The sequence below is a fragment of the Pseudomonas sp. BF-R-19 genome, assembly GCF_019956445.1.
GTDB lineage: Bacteria > Pseudomonadota > Gammaproteobacteria > Pseudomonadales > Pseudomonadaceae > Aquipseudomonas > Aquipseudomonas fluorescens_BH.
The window spans coordinates 1-13,217 of the sequence record NZ_JAHBDN010000107.1 but is presented as its reverse complement, the minus strand read 5'-3'; the positions used below and the strand labels follow the sequence as shown (position 1 = coordinate 13,217).

9 protein-coding genes and 2 pseudogenes are annotated in these 13,217 nt (G+C 53.5%); 8 read left to right on the top strand and 3 right to left on the bottom strand.

Annotated features, from left to right (window positions below):
• Positions 1–385: 385 nt before the first annotated feature.
• Both KGB28_RS29005 and KGB28_RS29000 read left to right on the top strand, forming a co-directional pair.
• Positions 386–1,633 carry an NAD(P)/FAD-dependent oxidoreductase gene (locus KGB28_RS29005; RefSeq protein WP_411740611.1) on the top strand — a complete coding sequence of 416 codons (1,248 nt, stop codon included), beginning with the start codon at positions 386–388 and terminating at the stop codon, positions 1,631–1,633.
• 34 nt (positions 1,634–1,667) lie between these two features.
• Entirely contained in the window at positions 1,668–1,988 is a 321-nt protein-coding gene (locus KGB28_RS29000; protein ID WP_223448942.1) for a 2Fe-2S iron-sulfur cluster-binding protein, read from the top strand.
• Positions 1,989–2,100: 112 nt separating this feature from the next.
• Here KGB28_RS29000 and folE read toward each other — a convergent pair whose 3' ends face one another.
• Positions 2,101–2,742 carry a GTP cyclohydrolase I FolE gene (gene folE / locus KGB28_RS28995; RefSeq protein ID WP_223448941.1) on the bottom strand — a complete coding sequence of 214 codons (642 nt, stop codon included), beginning with the start codon at positions 2,740–2,742 and terminating at the stop codon, positions 2,101–2,103.
• 421 nt (positions 2,743–3,163) lie between these two features.
• Between folE and KGB28_RS28990 the strand changes: the two genes are divergently transcribed.
• The 5 genes and pseudogenes from KGB28_RS28990 to KGB28_RS28965 form a co-directional block, all read left to right on the top strand.
• The gene (locus KGB28_RS28990) at positions 3,164–3,958 is read left to right on the top strand and encodes an enoyl-CoA hydratase/isomerase family protein (protein ID WP_223448940.1); all 795 of its coding nucleotides are present in this window, start codon (positions 3,164–3,166) and stop codon (positions 3,956–3,958) included.
• 30 nt (positions 3,959–3,988) lie between these two features.
• Positions 3,989–4,882, top strand: a complete 894-nt coding sequence (locus KGB28_RS28985; RefSeq protein ID WP_223448939.1) for a crotonase/enoyl-CoA hydratase family protein — start codon at positions 3,989–3,991, stop codon at positions 4,880–4,882.
• Between the two features lie 380 nt (positions 4,883–5,262).
• Positions 5,263–6,123 (top strand): annotated as a pseudogene (locus tag KGB28_RS28975) (SDR family oxidoreductase).
• 89 nt (positions 6,124–6,212) lie between these two features.
• Positions 6,213–7,220: a zinc-dependent alcohol dehydrogenase family protein gene (locus KGB28_RS28970; RefSeq protein ID WP_223448938.1), complete on the top strand. Its 1,008-nt coding sequence runs from the start codon at positions 6,213–6,215 to the stop codon at positions 7,218–7,220.
• Between the two features lie 165 nt (positions 7,221–7,385).
• Positions 7,386–8,134: pseudogene (locus tag KGB28_RS28965) on the top strand (transposase); the annotation flags it as partial.
• A 191-nt stretch (positions 8,135–8,325) separates the two neighbouring features.
• Here the strand turns inward: KGB28_RS28965 and KGB28_RS28960 are convergent.
• Both KGB28_RS28960 and KGB28_RS28955 read right to left on the bottom strand, forming a co-directional pair.
• The gene (locus tag KGB28_RS28960) at positions 8,326–9,231 is read right to left on the bottom strand and encodes an acyl-CoA thioesterase (RefSeq protein ID WP_223448937.1); all 906 of its coding nucleotides are present in this window, start codon (positions 9,229–9,231) and stop codon (positions 8,326–8,328) included.
• Positions 9,232–9,304: 73 nt separating this feature from the next.
• The gene (locus KGB28_RS28955) at positions 9,305–10,747 is read right to left on the bottom strand and encodes a 12-oxophytodienoate reductase (protein WP_223448936.1); all 1,443 of its coding nucleotides are present in this window, start codon (positions 10,745–10,747) and stop codon (positions 9,305–9,307) included.
• A gap of 516 nt (positions 10,748–11,263) precedes the next feature.
• Between KGB28_RS28955 and KGB28_RS28950 the strand changes: the two genes are divergently transcribed.
• Positions 11,264–12,949, top strand: coding sequence for an FAD-binding protein (locus tag KGB28_RS28950; RefSeq protein ID WP_223448935.1), 1,686 nt, complete (start codon positions 11,264–11,266; stop codon positions 12,947–12,949).
• The last annotated feature ends 268 nt before the right edge of the window (positions 12,950–13,217 follow it).

The window sequence follows — 13,217 nt, the reverse complement described above, 5'->3', positions numbered from 1 at the left end:
AAGCGCTATGCGATTGGCTCAGATTTTTATTTTTCTACCGGAACCGAATGGAGTCGACCCGGCTATTTTTTAAGTATACGGCATCGTACACTAATCGAGTTCTGAGCCGATGGCTAGCGGTTGGTCAGGCAGTGGGGTACGAAGAAAACGGGCGCTCACTGCAACGTGTTCGCCATCAGTCACCAGCAGAGTCGTCCAGAGTTGAGCAAGTCCTTGATGCTCTGCCAATTCCAGTTTATCTTCACATATTCATTATTGTGTACATCGTACGCATATATGTTTTTTGCGGTTTACGCTGATTGGCTTCACGAAAATTCAACAGCGGCGGCAGCAATGACACTGACTATGGGTAATAACTGAGGAGAAAAACATGAGTGAGTCTGCGGTGGAAACTGTACTCATCGTTGGTGCGGGGCACGCAGCGGGAGAGCTTGCGACCAGTTTGCGGCAAGGCGGTTTCGAAGGTCGAATTGTGATGGTAGGGGCCGAAAATCATTTGCCATACCAGCGACCACCTCTTTCCAAGGCTTACCTTTCCGGCGAAGTCCAAGCTGAAGCCCTTTACCTTAAGCCTCAGACCACTTATGACAAAGCTGGAGTGGAGTTCATCGGGAGTACCCTCGTTGAAGCCATCAATCGAAGCACCAAAACAGTCACCCTTTCTGATGAGCGGACACTACGGTATGACAAACTGGCGCTGACTACCGGGGGTAGAGTTCGCAGGCTCAGCATCGCAGGCGCCAAGGAGGCGGAGGGTAGTAACAACTTTCATTACCTGAGAACCATTGAAGACGTGCGCCGTATCAGCCCACAATTTCAGGCAGGCAAGCGTCTGGTGATTATCGGTGGCGGATACGTAGGACTGGAAGTTGCGGCAGTTGCTATCAAACGACAACTCCACGTGACGGTTTTGGAGGGCGCGCCACGCGTCTTGGCCAGGGTCACGGCACCGGTGATGTCTGCCTTTTACGAGCAGGTTCACAGAGAGGCCGGCGTTGAGCTTCATACAGGCGTCGCTGTGGAGGGCATCGAGCTCACGCCGACAGGTGATGCGGTGACTGCAGTGCTTTGCAGTTCAGGTTTGCGGATCCCCGCGGACTTGGTAATTGTCGGTATCGGTTTGCTGCCCAATGTGGAGCTCGCCGAAATCGCAGGACTGGTAGTCGATAACGGCATCGTCGTCGACGAGTTCGCTCAGACATCCGATCCCGATATTGTGAGTGCCGGTGACTGCACGAATCATCCTAATCCGATTTTGGGTCGCCGCATTCGCCTCGAATCAGTACCCAATGCTCTTGAGCAGGCTCGTACCGCAGCCGCTACTATCTGTGGCAAGCATCGTCCGCATAACTCGATGCCTTGGTTCTGGTCTGATCAATACGACCTTAAGTTGCAAATGGTGGGGCTGTCGGAAGGCTATGATCAGGTTGTGCTTCGTGGCGATCCAGCCAAGCGTTCGTTCATCGCGTTTTACCTCAAGGATGGTAACGTCATAGCGGCGGACTCCGTCAGCAGACCAGTCGAGTTTATGTCCTGTAAGCGTCTAGTAACGGAGCGTGCTGAAGTCGCACCCTCAGTGCTGGCAGATGAGTCAGTGCCCCTCAAATCACTGTTTGCGCTTCCAGCAGTCTAAAAATAAGATCATCACGGTAAGAGCGGTAACTAACATGCCAAAGATTACTTTTGTCGAGCATTCCGGTGAGCAGCACATCCTGGAGGGCAAACCGGGCCAGTCGGTGATGCAACTGGCGGTGGAGAATATGATCCCTGGAATTCTTGCCGACTGTGGCGGGTATGCTAACTGTGCGACCTGTCATTGCTATGTTGAAGCACCTTGGTCTGATAGGTTGCCGGCGCCCGATGAGCCAGAGCGGGACATGCTTACGTGCGCTATCGATCAAAAGCAAACGAGTCGCCTGAGTTGTCAAATTCAGATTGTCGATGAGCTGGATGGTCTGGTGGTCTTGCTGCCTCGGTCGCAGACCTGACGCTGCGACAAAATCCCGCATGCGCTAATAGTGAACTCCACTATTGGCGTATGGGCTATCTGAGGTGCGGACGTGGGTTGACGCAAATTCATCGTCCGTACAACTGTTGATGTTAGGTGTTGGATAGCGTGGTCGCGCTTGTCCTGCCCAGGATCGCTAGAAACTCGCGCCGAGTTTCCCCGTCTGTTCTGAATGACCCGAGCATACGACTAGTCGCCAGTGTAGTCCCTGGCTTATGGATGCCGCGAGTGGTCATGCATTGGTGTGAAGCCTCTATTACCACGGCGACTCCGATGGGCTGAAGTACTTCTAAGAGAGTGTCAGCGATTTGCGCTGTCATCTTTTCCTGAATCTGTAGCCGTTTTGCGAAGACCTCAACCAGGCGAGCCAGCTTGGATATCCCCACAACTCGTTTATTGGGTATGTAGCCAATATGGGCTTTGCCGATGATGGGGGCCATATGGTGTTCGCAATGGCTCTCAAAGCGGATGTCTGTCATGACAATCATCTCGTCGTAGCCTTCCACTTCAGTGAATGTCCGAGCTAATACCTGGACTGGATCCGCGTCGTAGCCAGCGAAAAACTCTTGGTATGAGCGCACCACTCGACTCGGTGTATCGAGTAGTCCCTCCCGGGTTGGGTCTTCACCAGCCCAGCGGAGTAATGTCTGGACAGCCTGCTCGGCTTCAAGGCGAGTAGGGCGGTCTTCAGGGCGCAAAATTTTTTCGTACTTTGGTGTGTTGATCGAAGGCATGGAGAACCTTTATCTAGCTGAGCCAGGACGGCCATAGGTTTTTCAAATCCGGCGGTACGGCAAGGCGAATCGCACTGCAACATCAGGACCGTCGAAGCATTTTCGTGATCAATCAAAGCGTCTGCCTGGGGGCTAAGCCGCAAGCGGGGCTTCCTGATTTGATTGTTAGTTTCCGCACCGCGAACGTTTACTGCCGGGGCGTACAGCATTCTGTGGGCGTGGAAGCAAAGAATGCATATGCGATATTTAGAATGTCGTGCCTAATGTTGAATATTTTTCCGGCAGCTGTCAATCGCATGGGTGCTACATCGTGCCTGCGTGATGATGTTGACGCTAAATCTTCGATGCATTAATGTGAATATCGTTCACAAATAAGAATTTCGCGACGACTTTCAGTTGCTGCCTACAAAAGGACATTTCTATGAATTTCTCCCGCTATGAAGCGATTGCATTCCACCGCGAAGGTGGCGTGCTCCATGCCACGCTCAATCGCCCGGACACAATGAATGCCATTGACGACACAATGGACCGGGAGCTCGCACAGCTTTTCATTGATGTGGCTGATGACGTTGAGACGAAAGTTCTAGTGTTGACAGGTGCGGGGCGTGCCTTCAGTGCGGGAGGCAACATGGATCATCTTCAGGCGGTCATTGATCACCCGGAGCTTTTCTACAACACCATGGCGCGTAGCAAGCGCGTGATTTTCGCTCTGCTGGATTGCCCCAAGCCGACCATTGCGAAAATCAACGGGCATGCCATGGGGTTAGGTGCAACCATTGCGCTTTTTTGCGACCTTATTTATGCCGCGCGGGAAGCGAAAATTGGCGACCCCCACGTAAAAGTGGGCTTCGTGGCGGGCGACGGTGGGGCCGTTATCTGGCCTCAACTCATCGGTTATGCCCGTGCCAAGGAATACTTGTTGACCGGCAACTCCATCACTGGTGAAGACGCTGCCAAGATTGGCCTTATCAATCACGCAGTCGATCCTGCAGAGCTTGACTCCGTCGTTGATGAGATGGCCCAGCGTTTGGCCAACGGTGCGGCTCGGGCGATCCAGTGGACCAAAGCTTCAGTCAATATCGGCCTCAAGCAATTGGCGCACTCGATACTCGATGCGTCTATGGCTTATGAAGTCATGTCCAACCACACAAAGGATCACCAGGAAGCCATCAGCGCTTTCCGGGAAAAGCGTCCGCCCCAGTTCACCGGCGAATGACTCTACCTGACCGATAAGGAACGCACTGATATGGCTAAGTGGATTAAAACGGCTGAATTTGTATATTTCGAGGTCAGTGAGAGGGTTGCTCGAATCACTCTTAATCGGCCCGATAAGCGGAATGCGTTGTCTCCCGAGATGGTAAGCGAATTGCACGACGCTCTAATGGAGGCGGACGACCGCACCGACGTGCACGTGATCGTCATCCAGGGCGCCGGAAAGGATTTTTGTGCGGGTTACGATTTGGCTGGAGCTTACGCGGGAGTGGGTGCAGAGCAGGTCAGTTATCGCAGCCTCAACGGCACTGTGGATGACGACATTTGGCAGATGGAGAGAACGCAGGCTAAAACAATGGCCATGTTTGATATTCACAAGCCAGTTATTGCCAAGGTCCATGGCAACTGCGCTGCGGGAGGGACCGATATAGCGTTTATGTGCGATATCGTCATTGCTGCCGAGGATGCCAAGATCGGCTTTCCGGCCACCCGCGCAAACGGCACTCCTCCAATGAACATGTGGCTTTACCACTGCGGTCCTCAATGGGCAAAGCGTTTGCTGTTCACTGGGGACCGGCTTTGGGGGCGTGATGCTGCAAAGATCGGATTGGTCATGGACGCAGTTCCTGCGAACCAGCTGGATGCGGCGGTAGATGACCTTGCACGCAGAATGAGTCATGTAGACCATGAGCTGATGGCGGCGCAAAAACGAGTCATTAATATGGGCTTGGAGCTCTCGGGTGCGCGAACGTTGCAACGTTTTGCTGTTGAGATGGACTCGCGTGCGCACCAGTCAAATGGGCCTAGGCGCACGCAGTTTAAGAAAGACATGAAGGAGGGGGGGTTGAAGCTCGCGCTAAAAAACAGGGACGAGCCGTTTGGCGACGGAATGGTCAAAGCCTATTGGTTTGGAAGCGAAGACGAATAACATCAGCATTTGAGGGGTGTGGATTGCATCAGGCCATCCATCCCCCCAGAGCGCATCAAAATAATGCGGTTCACTCAAGCGCTTAGCATTGCGGCGGAACCAGCCCAGGCTTGCAACAGTATTGCTGGAGGGACGGTATTCACACACACACACACACAATTCAACCTGCGTTATCACGATGTTCTAGAGTCGCGAACAATTTAGCGAAATTGATTTTCCTGTACTCGGCTCGTGGCGGGTAGGGCACTTCACTATCTGCACAGGGGCGGCTCGGTCGTATAACCGAGCCAGAACATCTGCACCATCTCCGGTCAAAACCTGCCCATCATATCCTTGCTGATCACCTTGCGTTCTCCTGCACAAAAATTAAGTAAAGTCAGATGAGCACCTGGTCCAGACTTCAGTCAACCGGCCAACTGGGTCGTCTGGTCATTGATGCGCTACTCAAGCGGGTGGATGCAAAAAAATTGGTTGCGTTGGTTCGTGATCCGCTGAAAGCGCAGAATTACAGTGCGAAAGGCATTAATGTTCGACAGGCTGATTACAGTCAACCTGAAACGCTCAAAAGGGCGTTGATCGGCGTAGAGCGTCTGTTGCTAGTTTCCTCCAGTGAAGTCGGACAGCGATCTGCACAGCACCGTGCAGTTATCGACGCAGCGAAAGTGGTAGGTGTTCAACTACTGGCCTACACCAGCTTGTTGCATGCAGACAAGTCGACTCTGGGCCTGGCAGTCGAGCATCGAGACACTGAGCAGGAGCTGGCAGAGTCAGGGTTGAACTACGTATTGCTGCGCAATGGCTGGTATAGCAAGAACTACACTGCCAGTGTGCCGCCTGCAGTCGAACATGGCGCGATTCTGGGCAGCGCTCAGGATGGTCGTATTTCCTCTGCCGGCCGTGCCGATTATGCCGACGCAGCTGCGATAGTCCTGACCAGTGAGGGGCAGGCGGGCAAGGTTCATGAACTGGCTGGTGATAGGAGCTATTTGTTGACGGAGCTTGCTTCGGAAGTCGTTCAATAATCTGGAAAGCTGGTGACTTACACCGATCTTCCCGAGCAGGACTTCAAGGCCGCGCTCATTGGCATGGGCCTGCCGGAAGGGTTCGCAGCGTTGCTGGCTGATTCTGATGCGGCAGCCGCCAAGGGTGATTTGTTCGATAACTCCCGTCAGTTGGGCCAACTACTTGGTCGTCCTACGACACCGATTGCCGATTTTATTGCGGCTGCATTGCCACGCTGATCTGCTCTGCGAAAGCCCCCAAAGCTGCTCGGTTCCATTTATTGGCATTGAGCATTCGCCGTTCAATTTCTGCGCAAGGAGTCACTCTCTTGAAAGCCATCAAGATCACTCTGCCTGCTTCATTGAAGAATCTTCAGGTTGTCGATCTGCCAGACCCGGGCCAGCCTGGTTCTGGCGAAATCCGTGTGAGGCTGCATGCCAGCTCGTTGAACTTTCACGATTATGCCGTCGCCACCGGCAAGATGCCTACGGCCGAAGGGCGCATACCGATGGCTGATGGCGCCGGCGTTGTTGAAGCCATCGGCGATAGTGTCCATGAGTTCCAGGTTGGCGATCATGTGTTTTCCTGCTTCTTTCCTCATTGGCATGATGGCGAGCCGCCGATAGCGGATTTCAGTACCACTCCGGGTGACGGTGTTGATGGTTTTGCCCAGGAAGTCGTGGTTAAACCGAGTCACTGGTTTACCCGTTCGCCTGAAAACTATACCCATGAAGAAGCTGCAACCTTGACCACTGCGGGCCTGACTGCGTGGCGTGCCCTTGTGGTCAACGGTGGCATCAAAGCCGGTGATACTGTCCTGGTTTTGGGGACAGGCGGGGTTTCTATCTTTGCGCTGCAAATGGCCAAGGCCATGGGCGCGATCGTTATTGCGACGTCCTCTTCGGATGAAAAGCTTGATAAGGTGAGGGCTTTAGGAGCCGATTACACGATCAACTATCGTAAACAGCCTGAATGGGGCAATGAGGTGTTGGCTCTTACCCTTGGCCGTGGCGTTGATCACGTTATTGAAGTGGGCGGCGCCGGGACGCTGCCACAGTCGATTACCGCGGGCCGAATTGGTGGCCATATCGCTTTGATCGGCGTCTTGACTGGCGGGATTGGCCCAGTGCCTACGGCAGCCTTGATGGCTAAGCAGCAGCGCCTTCAGGGGTTGATCGTTGGCAGCCGGCAGCATCAAAAGGAACTTGTACGTGCCCTGGAAGCGATGCGCATCAAGCCTGTTATCGATAGCGTCTTTGCACTTGAGGACATATCCAAAGCGTTCGCCCACGAAGAGTCGGGTGCCCACTTTGGCAAAATCTGCCTGTCATTCTAGGTAGCGCTTTTGATGGGCTGGTCGGACAACAGTGAATAGGTTTTGCTTTTCTAGACCCCACTGACTGCTTTTGCGACGTATTAGAGGCGCTTGGGGACATGATGGACAAGCACCTTTGATTCAACTGCCAAACGACTGCTCTTGGCCCAGAGTGTGTAAAAACGCCTCCGCGATCCTGATGCTCGCTCGATGAAGACGCGCGGAACAGGAATGGTAGGCTACAACGTCCAGACTGCAGTTGATGCGAAGCACCACCTGATCGTGGCGCACGTGGTATGACGAATGATGGCGTTGATCGAGACCAACCGAGTTCGATGGCAAAGCACGCAGGAGAGGCCATGGGTGTCGAAGAACTGTCGGTAGTCGCAGACAGAGGGTATTTCAAAGGCGAAAAAATACTGGCGTGCCATGAAGCTGGAATTACCGTTTTCGTGCCCCAGATACTGACGTCGGGAGCGACAGCGGCTGGTCGATTCGGCAAAGGTGATTTCTTCTATGACGCCTCAACGAATGAATACCGATGCCCGGCCGGGCAAAGCTTGATCTGGCGTTACGCAAGCGTCGAGAAGGGGTTAAAACTACATCGCTACTAGAGTTCGAGCTGCCGCAATTGCGCCTTGAAGGAACGTTGCACACCCAGCTCTGAGCGGCGAGTTAGCCGTTGGGAGCATGAGTCGGTCGTCGAGGCGATGCAGAGTCGTCTTGATCAAGCACCAGAAATGATGCGGATCCGCCGCCAAACAGTGGAGCATCCCTTCGGCACACTGAAGTCCTGGATGGGGGCTACGCATTTCCTCACCAGAACCCTTACCCGGGTGAGCACGGAGATGAGCCTGCATGTGCTCGCCTACAACTTCAAACGCGTGCTACGGCTGTTGGGCAGTGATGCCTTGATGGCGGCACTGAAGGCCTGAAGCCTTTTGAGCGATGCGACAACCGCATCTAGCAGGTACCCGCTGGCAAAAGTCCCGATCAATACAGCAACATTGATTTGGCTTGGATGAGGCCCCTGGAGACCTCCAGCGTCGAAAAACCACCGATTACCCAATCCTCTGCATCCAAAGTGTTTTTACACACTCTGGGTCGCTCACTGCCGCAAGTGACCTTACACCGTTTGCATCGGTTCATGAGCAAGATTGCGTACTAATGCCTCCTGGGCGGTGGAAGCCAGCAAATTTCCCTTCCGGTCGTAAATCAATCCCCTGTTGAAGCCTGTTCCACCATGGGTGGACGGGCTGTCCAGCAAATACAGCAACCAGTCCTCGACTTTCGCACGTCCATGGAACCAGATGCTATGGTTCAGGCTTGCTGAGGTTGTCTCGCCGTTAAACAGAGAGCGTGAGTGCATGACCCTGCACGCACTGTTGACCCAGTAATCTGAAAGGTAAGCAAGCGCAGCGAAGTGCATAAGATCATCCTGCGGCGCGAATCGTGCAGCCCTCATCCAGATATCTGCGCGTGGTTCGGTTCCAGAGCCAAGCATGCCGGCTTGTTGGTTGATCGGCCTCACTTCAGTGACCTTTCTCGGCAATATTCGTTTACGTCCAAGTGGGCCGAATGCAGCTTCGCCGTACTTTTCGACGAGCTGATGCAAATTACTCAGGACTTCAGGGGATGGAACCTCGGACGGACCGATCTGGTGTTGCGGCTGATCAAGTTCTGTATCGTGCAGCGAAACATCAGCGCAAAAAACAAGTTTGCCATCCTGGAGTAAATGGACGCGACGGTGGGCGAAACTGCGGCCATCTCGCACGCGTTCCACCTCTGCCTCCAATTGCCGATTCGCGCGGGCGGCTTGTAGGAAAAAGGCGTGCATCGCATGCGGTGCTCGCCCCCCACCTGTAGCCAGGGCAGCGCTCATTGCCTGGCCAAGATACTGGCCCCCGAAAATTTCTCCCCCTGAGTTGCTTTCGTTGTAGGGAATGCGAAAGCGATCGGTGCCGATTTTTTCCAGTGTCAACAGCGGGACGAGGTCAACTCCGTCCCATTCAGCTGTTAAGGTCTTGTTCATGGAACATTGAACTCCGCAGTTTGGTGATCGCGTGCCGCAGGTGACTTATGGCACGCATTGTCTCAATGTGAGCTCAGGTCAAGGTATTAAGTGAATTGAAATCGTAATCCTTGAACGGCAGTCCGAGACGGGCGGAGCGTGTCCAGTCGGGGGCGTCCAGCATTGCACGGCCAACACTCACAACATCGAATTCCTCTCGTTTGAAGCGCTCAGCGACGAGGGACAGGTTATTGATTGCCACGGTGCCTTGGTTGGCAGTGTCATACATGCCTTTACCGACCCCTACACCTCCAACTGCGCCAGATAACTTGCCAGTCAGTTTCTTTGCCCATCCCGCTAATGTGAGCTCAGATCCCGCGAATGCAGGCGTATTGAAGTAACGAACACTGGCGTCGAATAGGTCTACTCCCGCGTCAGCCAATGGGCCCAAAACCAGTTCGAGCTCTTGTGGTGAGGCCGCCAGGCTTGCGCGAAAGTCTTGTTGTTTCCACTGAGAGAATCTGAAGAAAATTGGCTTTTGCTCTCCGATTGCGGCGCGTATGCGTTTGACTAGCTGCACGCCAAACTCCATTCGCCGCCGAATATCCCCGCCCCAACGATCATGACGCCGGTTAGTTTCGGACCAGAAAAAACTGTCGATCAAGTAGCCATGCCCACCATGCAATGCGATCCCATCGAAACCAATGGACACCGCATTGCGGGCAGTCCGGACGAAACCCTCGATGACATCCTCGATGTCTTCCTCTGTCATGGGGGGCTTACTGGGTTCTTCCGGACTGGGGAAATAACGCGGGTCAGTAGACGTCATGCGGCCTAGTGGCCCCCAGATTCCGGAAGGGCTGATCGATGGGCTATCCGGATGACGGCTACTTTCTTGAATGCGCATCGCACCTTGATGCCAGATCTGCGGAATTATTTTTCCACCGGCAGAGTGAACTTGATCAACCACATTCTTCCAGCCGGCGATGGCAGATTTTCCTGCCAGCTCAGGCAAATCTTTCTCTCCAAGTCCAGCATCACCCAATGCAGCAGGATGGTCTGCGCCAATCGCTTCTGTGGTGATCAAGCCTGTCCCCGCCTCAGCACGGCGGCGGTAATAACCCGCAATCTCTTGCCCCGGTACTCCGTCTGGGCAAAAACTTCGTGTCATCGGCGCCATCACGATTCGGTTTGGAATGGTTAAGCCACGAACCGTCAGCGGCTTGAAGAGTGGAGCAATGTCGATGGTGGAAGCGGTTGGTTCAATGGTGCTCATGAGTTTGATCTCAGTTTTTATGAACGTCGGCGAAGTACTCTCATCACACAGATGCAGCGTTCGGGGGTGGATGCGTATGCTGGGAAAACCATCGTGCATAAAATCATATATACGAACGTTGTTCAAAATTATATATTCATTCTCAGCTTCGCTGCAATGAATCGCTAGTGATTTGCGCTGCCCCAGCACGGCTGAGATCTCAGAATGATTTTCGTTGAATGATGTGTCGAGCGCGGGGGCTGACGTGTGTGAGCTCTTCACGGTCCCATATCAGCATGCTATGTTTCTATTTATGAACATCATTCATTTAATATGAATTGCCTAGCATGCGATGTTCCCACCGCAAGCGCTCAGGCAAAAAAGGACTGACATGGCCAGATACAGCTACGTGGTGTTTTCCAGGCCCGTTTTGGGTCAAGAAGCGGAATACAACGATTGGTACGACGATCAGCACCTGTCTGATGTGCTCCGAGTCCCCGGCTTTATAAGTGCCCGGCGCTTTAAGTCTAGCGATGACCAAGGCGGAGACGGCGCTTACCTAGCCATTTACGATATTGAATCCGATGACCCTGCGCAGACGCTGGCGGAGCTCCATTCTCGTGCTGGTTCAGTAGATATGCCCATCTCGCCTGCCTTGGACTTGAGTGCTGTTTCAGCAACGCTTTACTCGTGCGTAAAGGAGGTACAGCGCACAGGTCGCTAACCTAAATCGCTACGCGGAATAAAAATTACAACAGACGCAACCCTGCTGGGTGTGTGGTAGCTCGGAGAATCAGCATGACGCAATGGGAAGAAAGCTTTGACCTGGTCATCGTCGGGAGTGGTGGGGGCGCCATGTGTGCTGCGCTGGCTGCAAAGGAGCGCGGCTGTAAGCCACTGATCATCGAAAAGATGGAAAAGGTGGGTGGTTCAACTGCCTTGTCAGGCGGAGTCTGGTGGGTACCCAATAGCACTCAAATGAAACGGGATGGACGCGATGACTCTTACGAAAAAGCGCGAACCTATCTAGACAGTGTGTTCAATGGATACAAAAGCCTGGGCGCTTCCTCTGAGCGTGTGGCCGCTTACCTCAAAGTGGGTCCCGCGATGGTGGACTTTCTTGAGCGTAAGGGGATGGAGTTTCATCTTTGCAAATTCTGGCCTGACTATTACGACAACCTTCCAGGGGGAGAGGGGGCTTCTCGTTCTCTTATGGCAAAGCTGTTTAATCTGAAGGAGCTGGGTGAGTGGGAGGAACGATTGAATGTTTATCCGCTATTCGACATGCCGTTTCATCCTGATTCCTTACACGATTTGGGCTTGGTGAAGCGTACTTGGGCAGGTAAGAAAGCCGTTTTTGGCCTGCTAATGCGGATATTGCGCGATAAGTTGACAGGTTCTCGGGTACGCGGAAATGGTGCTGCTTTGCAGGGGCGAATGCTGCAGATGGTGCTGCGTGACGAAGTGCCTATTTGGCGTGGAGCGCCCGTCGAAGAGCTAATAGTTGAAGGAGGGCGTGTGGTAGGTGTGGTAGCTGTTCGCAACGGGCGGCGTATCAATGTGCTCGCATCGAAAGGAGTGTTGCTCGCCGCTGGCGGCTTTGCCCGCAATGCTCAGTTGCGGGAAATGTATCAACGCGAGCCGAAGGGCAAAAGCTGGACCAACGCCAACGATGGTGATACTGGTGAGGTTCTTGAGGCCGCCATGAGGTTGGGTGCTGCCACGGAAAATCTTGATCTCTCTATTTGGGTTGCGACGAGTGGGATGTCCAACGGTGAGCCGTCCCCGGGATCGGTAGTTAAAGGCAAGGTGCTTCCTTATATGCACTCCTCATCCGAGATGGGTAAGCCGCATTGTATTTTGGTCAATGCTGCGGGAAAACGCTTTGTCAATGAGTCGGGCTCGTACATGGCAGTAGGTGAGGCGATGTATGGCGGCGAACAGTTTCCTTGCTGGTACATCATGGATCAGGAGCACCGCAATCGTTACATGTGGGGGATGAAGCTTGGTGTGCCTAAAGAGTGGCTCAGCAGCGGTTACATGAAAAAGGCCGACAGCATTGAGGAATTGGCCAAAGCCTGTTCGTTGGATCCTCAAAGTTTGCTTGGTACGGTGGATCGCTTTAACGGTTTTGCCCGTGCAGGTGTTGACCTCGACTTCAAGCGCGGCGCTAGTCGTTATGATCACTGGAGTGGTGATGAATCCAATCTGCCCAATCCCAGTTTGGGCGCAATTGAGAAAGGGCCTTTTTACGCGGTCCGAGCGTACCCGGGCGATGTAGGGACCACGGGTGGCTTGGTTTGCGATGAGCACGCACGTGTATTGCGCAAGGATGGCACTGTCATTGAGGGGCTCTATGCCACGGGTAATTGCACGTCCAGTCCGTTAGGGCGCTTTTATCCTGGCGCAGGTGGAAGCATTGCCTCCTCCTTTATCTTCGGATACATCGCGGCGCTACATGCGGGAGGCGGCGGTAGTTCCTAGGGCCTTAATGCAAGCACCTCTGTACGTCAGCCCATCACGAAGGCTAGCTGAAAGCCGACCCGCCGGCCGCCTGAACAGGGCGGCCCACTCCAAAAGCATATCGCATTTTTGTCGTTAAGGCAGATACGGCTGTGGCTGTCCAATACCCAGTCCGCATTGCGAGCTATAGAAATCATTCATTTGGTTTCTGTCTGACCGCTTGACGCTGCTCGAGTATTTTGTTCATATATACAAATGCTGTTCATATAAAGAATAAAAATTGTGTAGC